The sequence below is a fragment of the Polaromonas sp. AET17H-212 genome (assembly GCF_002379085.1).
Lineage (GTDB): Bacteria > Pseudomonadota > Gammaproteobacteria > Burkholderiales > Burkholderiaceae_C > Polaromonas.
Genome location: NZ_NBZW01000013.1, coordinates 39948 through 59608, shown reverse-complemented (window position 1 = coordinate 59608; position 19661 = coordinate 39948). Strand labels below are relative to the sequence as shown.

Annotated in this window: 18 protein-coding genes and 1 pseudogene; 6 read left to right on the top strand and 13 right to left on the bottom strand. The window is 64.2% G+C overall.

Going from position 1 to position 19661, the window contains the following annotated elements; translation table 11 throughout:
• Nucleotides 1-31 precede the first annotated feature (31 nt).
• Entirely contained in the window at nt 32-1999 is a 1968-nt protein-coding gene (gene dnaG / locus B7G53_RS11860; protein WP_096667854.1) for a DNA primase, read from the top strand.
• A 340-nt stretch (nt 2000-2339) separates the two neighbouring features.
• Here dnaG and B7G53_RS23205 read toward each other — a convergent pair whose 3' ends face one another.
• Nucleotides 2340-2531, bottom strand: a complete 192-nt coding sequence (locus tag B7G53_RS23205; RefSeq protein ID WP_255249985.1) for a hypothetical protein — start codon at nt 2529-2531, stop codon at nt 2340-2342.
• A gap of 13 nt (nt 2532-2544) precedes the next feature.
• Here B7G53_RS23205 and rpoD point away from each other — a divergent pair, with 13 nt between their 5' ends.
• Nucleotides 2545-4734 carry an RNA polymerase sigma factor RpoD gene (rpoD, locus tag B7G53_RS11855; protein ID WP_255249984.1) on the top strand — a complete coding sequence of 730 codons (2190 nt, stop codon included), beginning with the start codon at nt 2545-2547 and terminating at the stop codon, nt 4732-4734.
• 71 nt (nt 4735-4805) lie between these two features.
• Here rpoD and B7G53_RS11850 read toward each other — a convergent pair whose 3' ends face one another.
• Nucleotides 4806-5615, bottom strand: coding sequence for a class I SAM-dependent methyltransferase (locus B7G53_RS11850; protein ID WP_096667851.1), 810 nt, complete (start codon nt 5613-5615; stop codon nt 4806-4808).
• A gap of 84 nt (nt 5616-5699) precedes the next feature.
• Nucleotides 5700-6170, bottom strand: coding sequence for a cupin domain-containing protein (locus B7G53_RS11845; RefSeq protein WP_096667849.1), 471 nt, complete (start codon nt 6168-6170; stop codon nt 5700-5702).
• 519 nt (nt 6171-6689) lie between these two features.
• Between B7G53_RS11845 and B7G53_RS11840 the strand changes: the two genes are divergently transcribed.
• The 3 genes and pseudogenes from B7G53_RS11840 (at nt 6690) to B7G53_RS11830 (ending at nt 9639) form a co-directional block, all read left to right on the top strand.
• Nucleotides 6690-8267: a winged helix-turn-helix domain-containing tetratricopeptide repeat protein gene (locus B7G53_RS11840; RefSeq protein ID WP_141396327.1), complete on the top strand. Its 1578-nt coding sequence runs from the start codon at nt 6690-6692 to the stop codon at nt 8265-8267.
• Nucleotides 8266-8469 (top strand): annotated as a pseudogene (locus tag B7G53_RS11835) (sigma-70 domain-containing protein); the annotation flags it as partial. The gene B7G53_RS11840 and the pseudogene B7G53_RS11835, both read left to right, overlap by 2 nt.
• Before the next feature lie 33 nt (nt 8470-8502).
• On the top strand, nt 8503-9639 hold the full coding sequence (locus B7G53_RS11830) for an NAD(P)/FAD-dependent oxidoreductase (protein WP_096667846.1): 1137 nt from the start codon (nt 8503-8505) through the stop codon (nt 9637-9639).
• 138 nt (nt 9640-9777) lie between these two features.
• Here the strand turns inward: B7G53_RS11830 and B7G53_RS11825 are convergent, their stop codons facing one another.
• The 9 genes from B7G53_RS11825 to B7G53_RS11785 form a co-directional block, all read right to left on the bottom strand.
• Nucleotides 9778-10794 carry an aldo/keto reductase gene (locus tag B7G53_RS11825; RefSeq protein WP_441338981.1) on the bottom strand — a complete coding sequence of 339 codons (1017 nt, stop codon included), beginning with the start codon at nt 10792-10794 and terminating at the stop codon, nt 9778-9780.
• Between the two features lie 4 nt (nt 10795-10798).
• Nucleotides 10799-11752 (bottom strand): Gfo/Idh/MocA family oxidoreductase, encoded by a 954-nt coding sequence (locus tag B7G53_RS11820; protein WP_176491349.1) that lies wholly within the window; start codon nt 11750-11752, stop codon nt 10799-10801.
• A 78-nt stretch (nt 11753-11830) separates the two neighbouring features.
• Nucleotides 11831-12685: a class III extradiol dioxygenase subunit beta gene (locus B7G53_RS11815; RefSeq protein ID WP_096667843.1), complete on the bottom strand. Its 855-nt coding sequence runs from the start codon at nt 12683-12685 to the stop codon at nt 11831-11833.
• A 2-nt stretch (nt 12686-12687) separates the two neighbouring features.
• On the bottom strand, nt 12688-13131 hold the full coding sequence (ligA, locus tag B7G53_RS11810; protein WP_096667841.1) for a protocatechuate 4,5-dioxygenase subunit alpha: 444 nt from the start codon (nt 13129-13131) through the stop codon (nt 12688-12690).
• Nucleotides 13132-13133: 2 nt separating this feature from the next.
• Nucleotides 13134-14042 (bottom strand): amidohydrolase family protein, encoded by a 909-nt coding sequence (locus tag B7G53_RS11805; protein ID WP_096667973.1) that lies wholly within the window; start codon nt 14040-14042, stop codon nt 13134-13136.
• An 11-nt stretch (nt 14043-14053) separates the two neighbouring features.
• Nucleotides 14054-15046 (bottom strand): tripartite tricarboxylate transporter substrate binding protein, encoded by a 993-nt coding sequence (locus B7G53_RS11800; RefSeq protein WP_096667839.1) that lies wholly within the window; start codon nt 15044-15046, stop codon nt 14054-14056.
• A gap of 62 nt (nt 15047-15108) precedes the next feature.
• Nucleotides 15109-15792, bottom strand: coding sequence for a 4-carboxy-4-hydroxy-2-oxoadipate aldolase/oxaloacetate decarboxylase (gene ligK, locus B7G53_RS11795; RefSeq protein WP_096667837.1), 684 nt, complete (start codon nt 15790-15792; stop codon nt 15109-15111).
• A gap of 18 nt (nt 15793-15810) precedes the next feature.
• Nucleotides 15811-16839: an amidohydrolase family protein gene (locus B7G53_RS11790; protein ID WP_096667971.1), complete on the bottom strand. Its 1029-nt coding sequence runs from the start codon at nt 16837-16839 to the stop codon at nt 15811-15813.
• A 51-nt stretch (nt 16840-16890) separates the two neighbouring features.
• The gene (locus B7G53_RS11785; protein WP_255249983.1) at nt 16891-17583 is read right to left on the bottom strand and encodes a substrate-binding domain-containing protein; all 693 of its coding nucleotides are present in this window, start codon (nt 17581-17583) and stop codon (nt 16891-16893) included.
• 149 nt (nt 17584-17732) lie between these two features.
• Here B7G53_RS11785 and B7G53_RS11780 point away from each other — a divergent pair, with 149 nt between their 5' ends.
• Nucleotides 17733-18665 carry a LysR substrate-binding domain-containing protein gene (locus B7G53_RS11780; RefSeq protein WP_096667835.1) on the top strand — a complete coding sequence of 311 codons (933 nt, stop codon included), beginning with the start codon at nt 17733-17735 and terminating at the stop codon, nt 18663-18665.
• Nucleotides 18666-18720: 55 nt separating this feature from the next.
• Here B7G53_RS11780 and B7G53_RS11775 read toward each other — a convergent pair whose 3' ends face one another.
• Nucleotides 18721-19626, bottom strand: coding sequence for an NAD(P)-dependent oxidoreductase (locus B7G53_RS11775; RefSeq protein ID WP_096667833.1), 906 nt, complete (start codon nt 19624-19626; stop codon nt 18721-18723).
• Nucleotides 19627-19661 lie beyond the last annotated feature (35 nt).

Below are 19661 nucleotides of genomic sequence, written 5' to 3'. Positions count from 1 at the left end.
GAAAATCCGGCGCTGGAGGCACAATACAGCCGTGGCCATTCCCCAATCATTCATCCAGGAACTGCTGGCGCGCGCCGACGTGGTGGACATCGTCGGGCGCTACGTGCAGCTCAAAAAGGGCGGCGCCAATTTCATGGGGCTGTGCCCCTTCCACGGCGAAAAATCGCCCTCTTTCAGCGTCAGCCCGTCCAAGCAGTTCTACCACTGCTTCGGCTGCGGCAAAAACGGCAACGCCATCAGCTTTTTGATGGAACACGGCGGCATGACCTTTGTCGAGGCCGTGAAAGACTTGGCCCAGCAGTACGGCCTGCAGGTGCCCGAGGACGACGTCTCGCCGCAGGAGCGCGCCCGCGCCGCCCAGGCGCGCGAGCAGCAGGCCACCTTGACCAGCGTGCTCGAAAAAGCCGGCATCGCCTACATCAAGCACCTGCGCAACGCGCCGCGTGCCATCGACTACCTCAAGGGCCGCGGCCTGTCGGGCGAAATCGCCAAAACCTTCGGCCTCGGTTACGCGCCCGAAGGCTGGCGCGCGCTGGCCAGCGTGTTCCCCGACTACAACGACCCGCTGCTGGTCGAAAGCGGCCTGGTCATCACCGGCGAGCCGGGGGAGGAAAACGCGCAGGGCGAAGCCAAGCGTTACGACCGCTTCCGTGACCGCATCATGTTCCCGATCCGCAACGTCAAGGGCGAATGCATCGGTTTCGGCGGGCGCGTGCTGGGCGACGAAAAACCCAAGTACCTGAACTCCCCGGAAACCCCGGTGTTCAGCAAGGGGCGCGAGCTCTACGGCCTGTTCGAGGCGCGCACCGCCCTGCGCGAACACGGCTACGCGCTGGTCACCGAAGGCTACATGGACGTGGTGGCGCTGGCCCAGCTGGGTTTTGCCAACGCGGTGGCCACCCTGGGCACGGCCTGCACCGCCGACCATGTGCAAAAGCTGTTCCGCTTCACCGATGCGGTGGTCTTCAGCTTTGACGGTGACAGTGCCGGCCGGCGCGCCGCGCGCAAGGCGCTGGACGCCGCCCTGCCCTTTGCCACCGACGTGCGCACCGTCAAGTTCCTGTTCCTGCCGGCCGAACACGACCCCGACAGCTACATCCGCGAACACGGCCAGGAAGGGTTTGCCGCCTATGTCGCCAAGGCCGTGCCGCTGAGCAAATTCATGCTCGACGCCGCCGGCGAAGGCTGCGACCTGGACACCGCCGAAGGCCGCGCGCACATGGCCAGCAATGCGCGCCCGCTGTGGAGCCTGTTGCCCGACGGCACGCTCAAGCACCAGTTGCTCGCCGAGATCGCCGACACCGTGCTGATCGACAGCCGCGAACTGCTGCAGATCTGGCAGCCGGCCGCGCCGCACTATAAAAACAGTAGCAACTCGCGTCCACCGGGCAAGGGCCAGCGGCCAAAACAGCCAGAATACGCCGACGCGGTTCCGCATTTCGAGGAATTTTCCGGCAACTTTGCCGACCTGCACGATGAAGGCGCGTACGCCGCGTCGCTGCCCGCCCCGACCGCGGCGGGCGGGTCCGGCGGCCGCAGCTTCGGCGCCAAGCCCGGCGCCAGCCGCCCGCCGCGGCGCATCGCCGGGCGGGTGCTGCCGGCCGGCCGGGAAGACCGGGTGCTGCGGCTGATGCTGACCGACCCGCAAAGCTGGGACAAGCTCAGCGGGGAAGAACACGTGCTGTTGTCGGAACTGCCGGCCCCGCACGGGCCGCTGTTCGTCTGGCTGGAAAGCCAGCTGCACGAACACGGGCCGCAGCCCTGGGCGGCCCTGCGCGAGGGGCTGCGCGAACATCCCCAGGAAAAATACGCGGTGGACCAGATCGCCCAGCTCCACGAGGGCATCGAGTGCGACTGGAACGAGGTCCGCGCCATCCTGGACCAGCTCCTCAAGCTCAAACGCCAGCAGGAAATGGTCGATTTGCTGCCCCGGGTCCTGGCCGACCCGGCCGCCAGGCAGCGTTACGAGGAATTGTCCGGCCTGCTGAAAAATAGCTGATTTGGCCCTTTTTTGTTGCCCAAAAATGAGGCAACAGGGTATAATCCGATTTTCCGCTACGGCAAGCGCGACAGCAGCACCTCCGGTACCAGCCCCCCGCAAGAACGGGACCTCACAGGTTGAAGGGCCACCTCCCCGCAAGGACTGCACACCAAATGTTCGCCCAAACAACTTGCTGTGGAGCCTGACGGGCTTGAGACACCTCTCAAGTCCGCCGGATTCCTGAATGCCCAGCCATCCGGCGCGGGCATTTTTTGTGCCTGTAGCCCGACTGCAGTCGGGCGCCGGGAACCAAGTCTGTTGAGGAACGTTTCACACCGGGGGAGTTCGCCATGCCTGCTCAAAAGTCCAGCAAGACTGCCAAAACCGTGACCCCGCCCAAAGCGCCAGCCAAGTCTGCCGCCCGACCGCCGGTCAGGAAGACGGCCAGCAAGCAGCTTGAAAAACCCGGAAAAACCGCCATCTCCAAACCAGTTCCTGGCAAAAAAGATGCAGCCAGCAAAGCACCCCTGAAATCTGAAAAGCCTGTCAAGAAAGTGTCCCCCGTGCCGACCAAGTCACCCGCCCCCACCGCCAAACCCGCAGCCAAAAAAGAAGCCGAACTGAAGGTCACCCCGACCGCAGCCGGCACCGACGTGCCTGTGAAAAAGAAACCCGGTCGCCCGCCGAAAAACCCCGCTGCCTCGGTGGAAGCCGGCGGCGCCAAGCGCGGCCGCAAGCCCAAGGTGGCCATCAAGGGTGACGGCGACGAGGACATGTCCGACATCGAGGACGATCTGGTCGGCGAACCGGTGGTGGAAACGACCGAAAAGGTCAAGCCGCTGCGCATGAAGATCAGCAAGGCCAAGGAACGCGCCTTGATGAAAGAGTTCGGCCTGGACGAGACCGTCCTGTCCGAAGAAGACATGGCCAAGCGCCGTGCACGCCTGAAGGCACTGATCAAGCTCGGCAAGACCCGCGGCTACCTGACCCACGGCGAAATTTCCGACCACCTGCCCGACAAGCTGATCGACGCCGAGACGCTGGACGCGGTGATCGTCACCCTGAACGACCTCGGTGTGGCCGTGTACGAGCAGACGCCCGACGCGGAAACCCTGCTGATCACCGCCAACGCGCCCGCCGGCTCCACCGAAGAGGAAGCCGAGGAGGCTGCCGAAGCCGCCCTGTCCACCGTGGACAGCGAGTTCGGCCGCACCACCGACCCGGTCCGCATGTACATGCGCGAAATGGGCACGGTCGAGCTGCTGACGCGCGAAGGCGAGATCGAGATCGCCAAGCGCATCGAAGGCGGCCTGATGAAGATGATGGAAGCCATCTCCGAAAGCCCGGCCACCATTGCCGAGATCCTGCGCCTGGGTGAAGACATCCGCGAAGGCAAGGTGGTCATCTCCACCGTGGTGGACGGTTTTTCCAACCCCAACGAAGCCGACGATTACGTGGCCGAGGAAGACTTCGACGAGTTCGACGAGGAAGACGACGACGACGGCAAGGGCGGCTCCAAGGCGCTGACCAAAAAGCTCGAAGAGCTGAAGAAGGAAGCGCTGAGCCGCTTCGACACCATCGCCTCCCTGTTCGAAAAAGTCCACAAGACCTACGACAAGGAAGGCTGGGGCACACCCGCCTATACCAAAGCACAGAAAGCCCTGAGCGACGAGCTCATGACCGTGCGTTTCACCGCCAAGACGATTGAAAAACTCTGCGACCTGCTGCGCGGCCAGGTGCTGGACGTGCGCAAGAAAGAGCGCGAGCTGCGCCGCATCATCGTCGAGAAATGCGGCATGCCGCAGGAAGTCTTCATCAAGGACTTCCCGCCCAACCTGCTGAACCTCAAGTGGGTTGAAAAACAGGTCGCGGCGGGCAAGCCCTGGTCCACCGTGATGGCGCGCAACATTCCGCCCATCCAGGAACTGCAGACCAAGCTCGGCGAACTGCAGGCCCGCGTGGTCGTGCCGCTGGCCCAGCTCAAGGACATCAACAAGCGCATGAACGAAGGCGAGACCAACTCGCGCGACGCCAAGAAAGAGATGATCGAGGCCAACCTGCGCCTGGTGATCTCGATCGCCAAGAAGTACACCAACCGCGGCCTGCAGTTCCTGGACCTGATCCAGGAAGGCAACATCGGTTTGATGAAGGCGGTCGACAAGTTCGAATACCGCCGCGGCTACAAGTTCTCGACCTATGCCACCTGGTGGATTCGCCAGGCGATCACGCGCTCGATCGCCGACCAGGCCCGCACCATCCGCATCCCGGTGCATATGATCGAGACCATCAACAAGATGAACCGCCTGTCACGCCAGCATTTGCAGGAGTTCGGCTTCGAGCCCGACGCCAGCATCCTGGCCGAGAAGATGGAAATTCCGGAAGACAAGATCCGCAAGATCATGAAGATCGCGAAAGAGCCGATCTCGATGGAAACGCCAATCGGTGACGACGACGATTCGCACCTCGGCGACTTCATCGAGGACAGCGCCAACACGGCACCGCTGGAAGCGGCAATGCAGGCCGGCCTGCGCGATGTGGTGAAAGACATCCTCGACAGCCTGACGCCGCGCGAAGCCAAGGTGCTGCGCATGCGTTTCGGCATCGAGATGAGCACCGACCACACGCTGGAAGAAGTCGGCAAGCAGTTCGACGTGACGCGCGAACGCATCCGCCAGATCGAAGCCAAGGCGCTGCGCAAGCTCAAGCACCCTTCGCGTTCGGACAAGCTGCGCAGCTTCATCGATACGCTGTAATCAGCAGCTGCATCAGCCAATGGCGCCTCCATCCCTTGTTGAAAGGGGTGGAGGCGCTTTTTTTGGACCGCTTACCGCTTCACGCCAAGCGTCATCCAGTATTCGCGTGGCACACAGATCCCGATCTCCGTTGGAAAGCCGTCGTGAAAGGCAATGAAGTCACGTCGCAACTCCGCGCGTTTGGCCTCGTCCAGGCTGGCAGCCAGCATCCTGGTCGGCCCATAGCCGACCGAAAAGGTGTTCCACGCGGCCTCCCCGCTGGGTTCCCGGTAATAGGACACGCCTTTCTCGAATTTCAAGTCGAAATTGCCTTCCAGCAATTCCCGAATCCGCTCGGTACGTCCCCACTCGAATGGCGAGGGCGGAGGCGGCGTCGGCGGTGCGGCCATGTACGGCTTCATCACCTGGAACATCTTGAACAGGTTGCTGTCGCTCAGCCAGGTGGTCAGCGCGATGCGGCCACCTTGGCGGGTAACGCGTGCCAATTCGGCGGCCGCGGCTTCGGGCCGGCTGGCAAACATGATGCCGCAGGTCGAGATGACAGCATCGAACTCACCGTCGGCAAAGGGAAGCGCCTCGGCGTCACCCAGCTGGTACTCAATGGTCAGCCCTTCGGCCTGGGCACGCTCTCTGGCGGCTGCGAGCAGGCCGGATGCAATGTCGGCGCCAATCACGTTGGCGCCGCGCTTGGCCACCTGCCGCGAGGTCATGCCCGAGCCAGTGGCCAGATCGAGAATGTGCTCGCCGGGCTTGGGCCCAAGCCGCAGGACGCAATGCGCGATGGAATCGGCGATACCGCTGCTGATCTGGTCGTAGTCCGCCCCGCCAGAACTCCAGACGGCGGCCGGGCGCTGGTTGTGGGCTTGAATCGATGTGTCCATAAAACCTCCAGTTTCTGCTTGCTGAGTTTCACGCTGCCGGGCCAGGCGGGCGCCCGTCAATTCACAGACCGGCCAGTGGGCTGGCTATTTTTTTCTCGGATCGTCTGCCGGATTGACATAGTTGATGCCCCACGGTCCCATGCCGTGAACCTGAACAATGGCTTCTTCCCTGGTCCACGCAAAGTGCTGGGTCCTGGGCGCCATGATCGCGACACTGCCCGCGGACAAGGGATTTGTTTTCGTCGTATCCAGCTTGTCGCCGGTACCCATGTTGAAGGTGCCGGACATCACCGTGACATGCTCAATGCCGGGATGCCAATGGGCGGGAAGCTTGTAATCGGCGGGAAACTTCAGGCGGAAGGTGATGGGCACCGCCTCGTTCAGGGGGCCTTCGATCACCGCAATTTTCACGCCCGGCGGCAACGATGGGACATCCGCCCACTTCAGTTCAGCGGGACTGACCATCATGTGATGCGCCGTCTCCGCCCGGCTTGCGGGCGCTCCCAGGCCGACACCGGCGACAGCAACGGATAGGGCAATAAGTATATTTTTCACTGTGCATTTCTCCTGATCGTGATGGAGCCCCTAAGAAATGGTCGTGCGAGCATCGGCTCCGACAAGCTCGCTTGACATGGTAGACACGGCAGTGCAGGCAGCAAGTCCCGCGCTGCATGCGGCAATAAGCAGACATTTCCTGAAAGCACCTGACATTTGTTTCTTTAAAAATGGTTGAAAAAACCAAACCTCTCCAAAAGCCGTGAGGTTCGGGTACTCATTGCGGTTTGCGGGCGCTCACCAGGCCTGTCAGGCCGGAGAGCAGATCACCGCTTTGCGGGTCAGTGAACCCGCGGTCGAGAAGAATGAACGGAATTTCTCCCTGTGCATGGCCGGTTGTGGTGTTGATGGTCTGTTGACTGCACCAGCAGAGCAATCCGTCGACCTGCCAACAGTGTCTGGCGCCTGCCCGGGCCATGCAATGAAACGCCTGTGAAACGTTGTGAAAAAAACGTGAAACTGTTAGGCTGTTACTGGGCGCCACACCCCTTCGTCACGGCCCTCCTTGTGATTGACACCATGTCGTCTTCCACGCACACATATCGCTTCGATCGCTTTGAAATTCGCCCCACCGAGCGGGCAATTTTGATTGACGGTCACGCCACCGCACTCGGTGCACGTGCTTTTGACATGCTGCTGACACTGATTGAGCACCGTGATCGTGTGGTCAGCGGAAAAGAGCTGATGGATGCCATCTGGCCAGGACTGGTGGTCGAAGAAAACAATCTTCGGCAACAGGTCTCGGCGTTACGCAAAATTCTCAGTCCGCAGGTCATCATCACGATCCCCGCGCGAGGCTACCGGTTTGGAATAGCGCTGGAGGGCGAAGCAACCAGCGTGAATGGAAGCGCTGGCCTTGAGCCTGCCACGCACTTGCCCCACGACCCAGCCCATCCAATGGCGGAAGGTCGGCCGACCATTGCAGTACTTCCGTTCGTCAATATGTCCGGAGACCCAGGCCAGGAATATTTCTCGGATGGAATCACGCAGGACATTGTCACCCGCTTGTCGAAATACCACTGGCTCAACGTCGTGGCCCGCAACACCACCCTGGCCTACAAGGGACTGACCATCGACGTACGTCGTACGGCCCGGGACCTTCGCGCCCACTACGTGGTCGCGGGCAGCGTGCGACGCGCCGGCACCCGGATCCGGGTGACGGCAGAGCTCATCGATGCTGGTACCGGAGATCACAAATGGGCCGAGCAATATGACCGTGAACTTGAGGATATGTTTGTCGTTCAGGACGAGATCACGGAAAACGTTGTTGCTCAATTGGAGCCGCAGATCGGCCTTGCTGAAAGACAAAAGGTAGCGCGCACGGAACCCACCGACCTGAAGGCCTGGGATTGCTACCACCTGGGAGTCGCACATTTCTTCAAGTTCACCGCGCAAAACAATCTGGAGGCGCAACGCCTGTTCCAGAAGAGCCGGGAGATGGATCCAGCTTTTGGCGAAGCCCAGGCCTGGTGGGCGTATGCCACGATTCTGGGAATGATCTACTGGGATACAGAGCCTGCGCGTGATCTGCTTGATGCCGCGCTGGCGGCAACGGAGCGGGCCCTCGAACTTGACGATCAGAACGCAGTCTTTTACATGCTCAAGGCGCGGGTTCAACTGGCGCGGCGCGAATACGACAGTGCGCTGATCGGAAACGAGATGGCCGTCAGCCTGAATCCAACCCTCGCGGCGGCGCATTGCGGCCTCGGCGACACCCTGGCTTACCTCGGTCGTTATGAGGAAGCCAGGGTCAGGTTCGAAAAGGCGCTTGAACTGAGCCCGCGTGATCCCCAGTTGTGGGCGTTCCTGACCTATGGCGCGCTGGCCATGATTTTCAAGCATGACTTTGAAACTGCGGTGAAATGGACCACCAAGGCCAGCGAAATCCCGAACCACCAATACTGGACGGCAGCCCACAAGGCTGTCGCGCTGGGTTACCTGGGTCGGCGTGAGGAGGCCCGCGCCTGCGCTGCCCAACTGGCTGTCGAGAATCAGGGCTTCACGCGTGCCTTTGCGGAGCGCAAGTTGTTCTACCTGAAACAGCCTGTGCATTTGCAGATGTATCTGGATGGCTTGACCATGGCCGGGGTTCGTTAAGCCCGACGCCAGCATCCTGGCCGAGAAGACGGCGATTCCGCAAGACAATATCCGCAAGATCATGAAGCCCATGAAGATCGCCAGAGAGCCGATCTCGATGGAAACGCCAATCGGTGACGACGACGATTCGCACCTCGGCGACTTCATCGAGGACAGCGCCAACACCACCCCGCCGGAAGCGGCGATGCAGGCCGGCCTGCGCGCACTGACCGACCTGCCATGAGCGCTGCACGACATGTCTGAACCCACCGACTTCCTCATCATCGGCGGCGGCATCGCTGCCGCCTCCGTCGGCTACTGGCTGGCGCCGCACGGCCGCGTCACCCTGCTCGAGCGCGAGCCGCAGCCGGGCTACCACTCCACCGGCCGCTCGGCCGCGCTGTTCATGGAGAGTTATGGCACGCCCCAGGTGCGCGCCCTCACCATGGCCAGCCGGGCTTTCCTGCAGTCACCGCCCGAGGGTTTTGCCGACCACCCGCTGCTGGGCCCGCGCGGCGCCATGATGGTGGCTACGCACGGACAGGATGCACTGCTCGCGGCGCACTGGGACATCCTGCGCGCCATGGCGCCGCATGCGCAGCTTCTCGACAGCGCAGGCGCCTGCGCCCGGGTACCCGTCCTGCGTCCCGGCAAGGTGCTGGGCGCGGTGTACGAACCCGACGCCGCCGACATGGACGTGCACGCCATCCACCAGGGTTATCTGCGCGGCTTGCGCCGCGCCGGCGGCCGCGTGGTGTGTGATGCAGAAGTGACCGCGCTGGCACGTATGGGCGGGCTGTGGCGGGCACAGGCGGGTGGCCAGGTGTACGAAGCGCCCGTGGTCCTCAATGCCGCTGGCGCCTGGGCCGACGTGGTCGCCGCCCTCGCCGGCCTGCCCGGCATCGGCCTCGAACCACGGCGGCGCTCGGCCTTCATCTTCGCGCCCCCGGAAGGCGTGAACACGAGCGGCTGGCCCCTGACCGCCGGCGTTGATGAGGACTGGTACTTCAAACCCGACGCCGGCATGCTGCTGGGCTCACCGGCCAATGCCGACCCGGTGGCGCCGCACGACGTGCAGCCCGAGGAAATGGACATCGCCCTGGCCATCCACCGCATCGAGGAGATGACCACGCTGTCCATCCGCCGGCCCACACGCACCTGGGCCGGGCTGCGCTCCTTCGTCGCCGACGGCGACCTGGTGGGCGGCTTCGAAGCGCACGCGCCGGGTTTCTTCTGGGTCGCGGCCCAGGGCGGCTACGGCATCCAGACCTCGGCCGCCATGGGCGAGACCTGCGCCGCGCTGGCGCGCGGCCTGCCCGTTCCCGGACACGTCGCCGCCTTTGGCCTCACGGCCGCCATGCTCAGCCCGTCCAGGTTGGGCAGGGCGGCCTGAACCACGCGCGGTCCAGCGGGGCCAGCGCTGGCCGGCGCTGCATCGGGCTCGGGTTTTCAAGAAAAAAGGCCGTCATCCATTGTGGAATATACGCCAAACGCTATCAATAAGATAGCAAACCCCGACCCCGGAATCCGCTCAGGCGGCAAACTCCTCGGTATCGACCTCGCCGGCACTCTGCGCGCTGTAGCGGTGACCGGTGACGGTGTCCTGGTTGACCAGCGCTTCCAGCCTGGCCAGCAGGCCGGCGTCCAACCGGACGTTCACCGCGCCGAGGTTGTCGTGCAGATGCGCGACGCTGGTGGTGCCGGGAATCGGAACGATGTGCGGCGCCTTGTGCAGCAACCAGGCCAGCGCGAGCTGGGCTGGCGTGCAGCCCGCCTCTAAGGCCAGCGCCTTGTAGGGCGGCAGCAGCTGGAGGTTGGCCGCGTAGTTGCCGGGCGCAAAACGCGGCATGGCGCTGCGGATGTCCTTGGGCTGGAGCGTGCCGACGTCGTGCAGCGCGTCACACAGAAAGCCGCGCGCCACCGGGCTGAAGGCGACAAAGGCCGCGCCCAGTTCGCGGCAGGCCTCGAGCACCGCGATCTCGGGGTTGCGCGTCCACAGTGAATACTCGGTCTGCACCGCCGCAATCGGGTGCACCGCATGGGCCTTGCGCAGCGTGGCGGCCGACACTTCGGACAGGCCGATGGCGCGCACCTTGCCCGCGCGCACCAGTTCCGCCATGGCGCCCACACTGTCCTCGATCGGCACCGTCTTGTCCCAGCGGTGCAGGTAGTAGAGGTCGATCACATCGGTCTGCAGGCGCTGGAGGCTGTCTTCGCAGTTCCTGCGGATGGCTTCGGGCCGGCCGTCGATCACGCGTTTGATACCGTCCTCGAACTGCACGCCGGCCATGCCGCCCTTGCTGGCCAGCGTGAAGCGGCTGCGGTGTCTGGACAGCACCTTGCCGACCAGGGTCTCGTTGGCCCCGAAACCGTAAAGCGCCGCCGTGTCGAACAGCGTGACGCCGGCATCGAGTGCGGCGAGCAGCAGACGTTCGCCCTGCTCCGCCGACGGCGGCGCACCGTAGGCGTGGCTCAGGTTCATGCAGCCCAGGCCAATGGCCGAGACGTCGAAGGGGCCGATGCGGCGGGTTGGCAAGGAGGTGGGCATGGTGTCAGTTCAGTTGCTGTTCCAGGTCGTGCAGCACCTGGTAACACGGCAATACCTTGGCGACACTGGAATTGGGCTCGCGGCCCTCGCGGATGGCGGCGAAGAACTCGCGGTCCTGCAGCTCGATGCCGTTCATGGAAACATCGACCTGGCTCACGTCGATTTTTTCTTCCTTGCCGTTGAACAGGTCATCGTAGCGCGCAATGTAGGTGGCACTGTCGCCGATGTAGCGGAAGAAGGTGCCCAGCGGCCCGTCGTTGTTGAAGGACAGGCTCAAGGTGCAGATCGCGCCATTGGCCGCCTTGAGCTGGATGCTCATGTCCATGGCAATGCCCAGCGCCGGGTGAATCGGGCCCTGGATGGCATTGGCTTTCACGATGGGGCTGCCGCACTGGTAGGCGAACAGGTCCACCGTATGGGCCGCGTGGTGCCACAGCAGGTGGTCGGTCCAGCTGCGCGGCTGGCCCAGTGCATTCATGTTGCTGCGGCGGAAGAAATAGGTCTGCACATCCATCTGCTGGATGTTGAAGCGGCCCGCCGCAATTTCCTTGTGCACATACTGGTGGCTGGGGTTGAAACGGCGCGTGTGGCCGCACATGGCGACCAGCCCGGTCTGCTTCTGCAGGGCGACCACGGCCTGCGCACCTTGGAGCGTGTCGGCCAGCGGGATCTCCACCTGCACGTGTTTGCCCGCCTTCATGCAGGCGATGGACTGCTCGGCATGCATCTGGGTCGGCGTGCACAGAATGACGGCGTCCACCTCCTTGAGCGCCAGGCTGTCGGCCAGATCGGTGCTGACGTGGGCGATGCCGTATTTGGCAGCAACTTCTTTGGTCTTTTCCAGGTCGCGGCTGATCAGCGAGACCACTTCGACACCGTCGATGTTCTTGATGCCGTCGAGGTGTTTGATGCCGAAGGCACCGGCGCCTGCGAGCGCGACTTTGATGGTTTTGGTCATGATTACTTTCCTTGGTGTCCGTTCGCCCTGAGCCTGTCGAAGGGCAAGGCTTCGACAGGCTCAGCCCGAACGGGGGTGTTACTTGTTTTCCAGAATCAGGTGGCCCACCGCGGTGTTGCTGGCGGGCACATGGTAAAAGCGGTGGGCAACCTTGGGCGCGGGGCCGCCGGCCACGTCGGACATGGCGCCGCGGGCGATTAGCCACATCACGAGCTCTATCCCTTCGGAACCGGCTTCGCGCACATAGTCGATGTGCGGCTTGCTGGCCAGGCCTTCCGGGTCGGTGATCAGCTGATCGAGGAAGGCGTTGTCGAATTCCTTGTTGATCAGGCCGGCGCGCGGGCCCTGCAGCTGGTGGCTCATGCCGCCCGTGCCCCAGATCTGCACATTCAGCGGCTTGTCAAAACTCTCGACGGCCTTGCGGATGGCCTTGCCCAGCTCGAAGCAGCGCCGGCCCGACGGCACCGGGTACTGCACCACGTTGACGGCAAACGGGATCACCGGACAGGGCCAGGCCTGCGGCTGGCCGCACATCAGCGACAGCGGCACGGTCAGGCCATGGTCCACGTCCATTTTGTTGACGATGGTCAGGTCGAAGTCCTGCTGAATCACCGACTGCGCAATGTGCGCAGCCAGCTCGGGGTGGCCGATGACCTTGGGCACAGGGCGCGGACCCCAGCCCTCGTCGGCCGGCGTGAACTCGGCGGCGGTGCCGATGGCGAAGGTCGGAATCATCTCCAGGCTGAACGCCGTGGCGTGGTCGTTGTAGACCAGGAAAATCACGTCGGGCGGGTTGTCCTTGAGCCACTGTTTGGAGTAGTCGTAACCCTTGAACACGGGCTGCCAGTAAGGCTCGCTGCTTTTACCCAGGTCGAGGGCCGCGCCGATGGCCGGCACGTGGGAGGTGTAAACGGATGCGGTGATTTTGGCCATGTTCAGGCACTCGCTTTCTGGCCGGCTTTGCCTTGGGGTTGGTGCTGGGCCTGCGCGGTCCCGTCTTCACCGACCACGCGGTTGCCCTCGACGGAGCGGCCGCCGGCAATCATCATGTCGCGGTATTCCTCTTCGGTCATGCCGGTCATGCTGCCTGCCATCTGCTGGAAGCTCTTGCCATCGGTCGCACCGATCTTGGCCAGGAAGTAGATGTTGCCGCCGGCCTTGATGCAGCGGTTCAGGTCGCGTGCCAGCACCGCCTGTTTCTGCTCCTCGGTCATGGGCCACTCGTCAAGGTAGGCGCGTTCATTGGCCTTGAAGCGCTCGCGGTTGGCGGCCTTCATCAGCGACATGCAGAACTGGTTCAGGTGGTAGCCCAGGCGGGATTGCTCGGCATCAAAAATGGTGGTGCCGGGGACGTCGAGGTAGGGTTTTTCGAGTGACATGATCAGTCTCCCCAGTAAAGCCGGGTCGGGTTGTCAACGAGCAGCTTGTGCTGCAAGGCGGGCGTGGTGGCGATATGGGGAATGTAGTCCACCAGCAGGCCATCGTCGGGCATGTGGTTTTTCAGGTTGGGGTGCGGCCAGTCGGTGCCCCAGAGCACACGGTCGGGAAAGGTCTCGACCAGGCGCCGGGCAAAAGGCACCACGTCGCGGTAAGCGTTCTGCTCGCCGTTCAGGGCCGGCGGGCCATTCACGCTGAGCCGCTCAGGACAGCTGACCTTGCTCCAGATGTTGCCGTGCTCGCGCATCATCTTGACGAACAGCTCGAACTCGGGGCCGTCCACCGGCTTGGTTACATCGGGCCGGCCCATGTGGTCCACCACCACCGTGGTCGGCAGCGCGGTGAAAAAGTCGTACAGCTCGGGCAGGTCCTGCGCCTCGAAATACACCACCACATGCCAGCCCAGCGGTGCAATCCGGTTGGCAATCTCCAGCAACACCTCGCGCGGCGTGAAGTCGGCCAGGCGTTTGACAAAATTGAAACGGGTGCCGCGCACGCCGGCTTCATGCATGTCCTGCAGCTCGGCGCCGGTGACGTTGCGGTTGACCGTGGCCACACCGCGCGCCTTGTTGTTCGAGTGCCGCAGGGCATCGACCAGCGCCCGGTTGTCGCTGCCGTGGCAGGTGGCCTGCACGATCACGTTTTTGTCAAAACCCAGGTGGTCGCGCAGGGCAAACAGCTGGTCCCTGGAGGCGTCGCACGGCGTGTACTTGCGCTCGGGCGCATAGGGGAACTGCGCACCCGGGCCGAACACATGGCAGTGCGCGTCCACCGCGCCGGCGGGCAGCTGGAAGCGGGGTTTGGACGGGCCGGCGTACCAGTCGAGCCAGCCGGGTGTCTTGGTGAATTCCATGGTCTTGTCCATCAGTCAGGCTTGATGTTGGCTTCGCGCACCAGTTTTTCGTAGCGCTGGCGTTCGGAGCGAATCAGGGCGGCAAACATCTCGGCGCTGCCGGGCAGCACCTCGCCGCCGACAGCCGTCATGCGGTCGCGCACTTCTTTGGTCTGCAGGGCTTTCTGCACCTCGGCGTGGAGCCGGGTCACGATGGGCTTGGGCGTGGCGGCCGGCGCCACCAGGCCGTACCAGACCGAGGCCTCAAAACCGGGGAAGCCCGACTCGGCGATGGTCGGCACCTCCGGAAAGATGGCCGAACGGTTGGTGCTCAGCACCGCCAGCACCTTGAGCTTGCCGCTCTTCACATGCGGCTGCACTTCCAGTGCATTGACAGCCACCAGCGGCAGCTGGCCGCCGATCACGTCGGTCAGCGCCTGCGAACCGCCACGGTAGGGAATGTGCAGCAGGGAGATGCCCGCCGCACGCTTGAAGAACTCCACCGCCATATGCGGCGTGGAGCCATTGCCCGGGCTGGCGAATGAAATGCTGCCCGGCTTGGCCCTGGCCGCGGCGATCAGCTGCTGGATGCTGGCATAAGGGGCGCTGGCATTGGCGGCAATCACCACCGGCACGCGGCCGATCAGTGACACCGCCACCAGGTCGCGCTCGGCATCGAAGGGTGCGGGCTGGTACAGCGCCATGTTGGCGGCCAGGGCATTGGCCGCCATCATCAGGGTATAGCCATCGGGCTCGGCCGCGATGACCGACTTGACGGCGATGTTGGTGCCGGCCCCGGGCTTGTTGTCCACCACAAAGGTCTGCCCCATGCTGACCGACATAGCCTGGCCCACGGTGCGGGCCACCGCATCGACCGCACCGCCGGCCGAATAGCCGACCACAACCTTGACGGGTTTGGCGGGATAGGGCTGGGCCGACGCCAGCAGCGGGAAGGCGCCGGCAAGCGCGGCCGCGACAAGCGCCATGGACAGCCTGCGCGACAAACAAAGGGTTGCAATGAACATGGGGATGACCGGGTTGAACAGGCAGTTAATAAAAAGCAGAAGGGGGAAAACGAAAAAGCGTTTCAGTCGATGTACTTGAGGCCGGCCTTGGCCAGCGGCTCCCGCATGTTGTACATGTCCAGGCCCAGCACGCCCGCGGCGAGTTTGGCGCGCTTTTCGCCCTCGAGGGCTTCACGGGCTTCGGCCGCGTCAGCCACCGTTTTCACCCATTCGGCCGGCACGACGACCACGCCGTCGTCGTCGGCCACCACGGCGTCGCCGGGGTTGACGTTCACACCCGCGCACACCACCGGAATGTTCACCGAGCCCAGCGTGGCCTTGATCGTGCCCTTGGCGCTGATGCCCTTGCTCCAGACCGGGAAGCCCATTTCCTCGAGCGTCTTGACGTCACGCACGCCGGCGTCGATCACCAGCGCCTGGGCGCCGCGTGCCATGAAGGACGTGGCCAGCAGATCGCCAAAGAAGCCGTCGCAATTGTCGGCGGTGAGGGCCGCCACCACGATGTCGCCGGGCTGGATCTGCTCGGCCACCACATGCAGCATCCAGTTGTCGCCGGGGTGCAGCAGCACGGTCACCGCGGTGCCCGACACCTGCGCGCCCCGGTAGATGGGACGCATGTAGGGCTTCATCAGTCCGACGCGGCCCATCGCCTCGTGCACGGTGGCGGCGCCCAGGCGGGTCAGCCGGGCGACGGCGGCCTGGTCGGCGCGCACGATGTTGCGTTTGACAATTCCCAGTGTGGTCATGATTCGTAGCTCCGTCAATTAAAGGCTTTTGGCCTTGAGGCGCGCGTCGAGGCGCGGAAACACACGGCGCACATTGGCCTCGTAGATCTGGTGGCGGTCTTCCGCGCTGAGGATCTTGCTGGCCTCGATGTAGCGCTTGGTGTCGTCGTAGTAGTTGCCGGTTTCGGGATCGATGCCGCGCACCGCACCAATCATCTCGGAGGCGAACAACACGTTTTTCACCGGGATCACCGTGTTCAGCAGGTCGATGCCCGGCTGGTGGTAGACGCAGGTGTCGAAGTAGATGTTGTTGAGCAGATGCTCGGACAGCAGCGGCTTTTTCAGCTCCTGCGCCAGGCCGCGGAAGCGCCCCCAGTGGTAGGGCACGGCGCCGCCGCCGTGGGGAATCAGGAAGCGCAGCGTCGGGAAGTCCTTGAACAGGTCCGAGGTCAGGCACTGCATGAAGGCCGTGGTGTCGGCGTTCAGGTAGTGCGCGCCGGTGGTGTGAAAGCAGGCGTTGCAGCTGGTACTCACATGGATCATCGCGGGGATGTCGTACTCGACCATCTTCTCGTAGATCGGGTACCAGTGTTTGTCGGACAGCGGCGGCGAGGTCCAGTGACCGCCCGACGGATCGGGGTTGAGGTTGATGCCGACATTGCCGTACTCTTTTACGCACTTTTCCAGCTCGGGGATGCAGGTGGCCGGATCGACGCCGGGCGACTGCGGCAACATCGCCACCGGCACGAAGTGGTCGGGAAAGAGCTGGCTGACGCGGTAGCAGAGTTCGTTGCAGATGGCCGCCCAGGTGGACGAGACATTGAAGTCACCGATGTGGTGGGCCATGAAGCTGGCGCGCGGCGAAAACAGCGTGATGTCGCTGCCGCGCTCTTTCATCAGGCGCAGCTGGTTGGTCTCGATCGACTCGCGCAACTCGTCGTCGCTGATCTTCAGCTCAGCCACCTTGGGCATCATGGCCGGGTCCTTGATGCCGGCGATCTGCCGGTTGCGCCACACTTCCAGCGCCTTGGGCGCGGTGGTGTAGTGGCCGTGGCAGTCGATGATCAATGATTTTTTCATAAAGGTCTCCTGTTCTCGTGTGGATGCAAGGGGTGTCGGTCAGGCGGCCGGGTCCATGCCCTGGCGGCGCTTGGCCTCGGCGGCCTGCGGCGTGTTCATGAAGGCCAGCATGGCGCGCACCGCTTCGGCGTGGCGGGTGCCGCTGCAGACGCCGGCCGAAAAAGTGGTGATGATCTGGATCGCCGGCGGCAAGGCGCCCATCACGGTGATGCCCTCCAGGTGCATCAGCTCGCTCAGTTGCTGAAAGCCCAGCTCGACCTCGCCGCGCGCCACCAGCGAGCCGACCGGCACGCCCGGCGGCGGTGTGACGATGCGGTTCTTGATCTCCTCGGCGATGCCCCAGCGCTCGAACAAGCCGGCCAGCGCCACGCCGCTGGGCCCGGTCGAGTAACTGATGCTGCGCGCGGCGCGCACGGCCTCGCGCAGCGCATCCTCCGTCGCAATGTCGGGCCTGGGCGCACCGGCGCGCACGGCCACGGCGACGCCCGAGCGGACCAGGTCCACCCTGCTGCCGGCCAGCACATGGCCGGAGGCGATCAGCTTGTCGATCGCGTCGGACGCCAGGATCACGACATCAAAGGCCTCGCCGGCCTGCACGCGGCGGGCCGCATCGACGCCGCCCACCGACTCGATGGCCACGCGGCAGCCCGATTGCTGCTCGAAGGCTGCCACCAGATCGGCCAGCACCAGGCGCGTGGCCATGGAGGAAATGCCCTTGATGTCGGTCGTCATGGCAGTCGGTCAGCGTGGGTGGTCATGCCTTTGATTGTGACGACGGCTCCGCCTCGCGCCAAGGCAGCGCGGTTTCTAGCTGATATAACATACCGGCATTGATCGCCGCCTGTTATATCCATTCAGGACAACCCGCTTCCCTTCCCGCCATGGACCTCAAGCAGCTTGAATATTTTGTGCGCGTGGCCGAACTCGGCAGCTTCACGCGCGCCTCCATTGCGCTGGACATTGCCCAGCCGGCGCTGAGCCGCCAGATCCGCCTGCTGGAGGTGGAGCTGCGGCAGAACCTGCTGACCCGCAACGGGCGCGGCGCCATCCCGACGGAAGCCGGCAAGCTGCTGCTCAAGCATGGGCGCGGCATCCTGCACCAGGTGGAGGTGGCCCGCGAAGAACTGGGCGCCGCACGCGGCGCCCTGGCCGGACGGGTGTCCATCGGCCTGCCGCCCAGCCTGTCCAAACTCATCACGGTGCCGCTCACCCGGGCTTTCCGCCAGCAGTTGCCGCACGCCCAGCTGACGCTGACCGAAGGCTTTTCCGTGCTCATGCACGAGGGCCTGCGCGTCGGCAACCTCGACATGGCCGTGCTCTACAACTCGGAGCGCTCGCCCGAGCTGGACATCACGACACTGCACACCGAAGAACTGGTGCTGATTTCCCCCCGGACCAGCAGCAAGCCCGGGGCTGCGAAAAAGGGCAAGGCAGGCAAGCGGCAGCCCATCAGCCTCGCCGAGGTGGCCGAGCTGCCGCTGATCCTGCCCAGCCGCCCGAACGCCTTCCGCATCCTGATTGAGAGCGAAATGATCACGATAGGCCGCAAGCCGCAGATCACGCTGGAGGTGGACGGCCTGAACGCCATCCTGAGCCTGGTCAAGGAGGGCATGGGCCATGCCGTCTTGCCCAGCTACACGCTGAGCAACGTCCATGATCCCGAGCCCTTCCTGCTGCGCAGCATCCACTCTCCGCGCATCATGAGCGAGCTGATGCTGGCGCGCTCCTCGCGCCGCGCCAGCACCGACACGCAGAAAATGGCGATCGAGGTGGTCAAGTCGGTGGTGGTCGAGGCCATCAAGCCTTACGCCTGACCTTGCCCAGACCCATGGCTCCTGGACAGGCGCCCGCAGTCTCCGGAATCCGTCGCTACGGCGCCTTCGGCACAGCGGCCAGCAGGCGGTCTGCGTAGTCCTGCCAGCGGGCGTCCTTGCCCAGGCCGGCAAACACGCCGGCCCTCGCCTGGTCGGCCACCCACTGCTGCTTGTCGGCAATGGCCGAGGCCATAAAGGGCGCGAAGCCGCCGCCGGCCTCGCGCACGGTGTTGGCCGCCTCGCGCATTTCCTCGGCACGGCGCTGGCCGTGCTGCACCACGCGGCTGAAAAAGTAGGCGCCCTGCTTTTCCCAGTCAATGCTGGGGAAGGTTTCAGCCAGCGTCGGCAACACATGGTCTTCCACGCCGTAGGCGCGGGCGGTGGTGTAACTCTCGATCACCAGCGCCTCCAGGCCCTTGATCATCACGCTGCGGCACATCTTGATGGCGCTGGCCACACCGAGCTGCTCGCTGACCGCCTTCGCATCCATGCCCCAGCCCGCCAGCACGCCGGCCAGTTCGGCTGCACGCGCGCCGCCCAGCAGCATGGGCACCCGGATGCCGTAGGGCGGCACCGAGGTCATCACACCGGCTTCGACATAGTGCCCGCCGGCGGCGTCTATCAGGGCCGCGGCCTGCTGCTTGCTGCCGGGTGACGCGGAATTCAGGTCCAGGAAAACCGTGCCGCGCCGGACATGGGCGGCGGCCGCCTGCGCCACGGCCAGCGTGTTGGACGCCGTGACCGCCGAGATGAGCAGGTCGGCCCGCCCGCACAGCTCCGCCATGGACGCACAGGCCGCCACACCGGCCTGCGCCGCATGGGCGCGCTGCGCCTCGCGCACAGCCGGCGCCTCGAAGGTCAGGTCCCAGGCGCTGATGCCCGCCACCTTGTCCTTGAGGCCGGCGGTGAAAACTTTGCCGACCTCGCCATAACCCACCATGCCGATATGTTCAAACTTCACGGATGCTTCTCCTGTGGTTGATGGGTCCGCCTTGT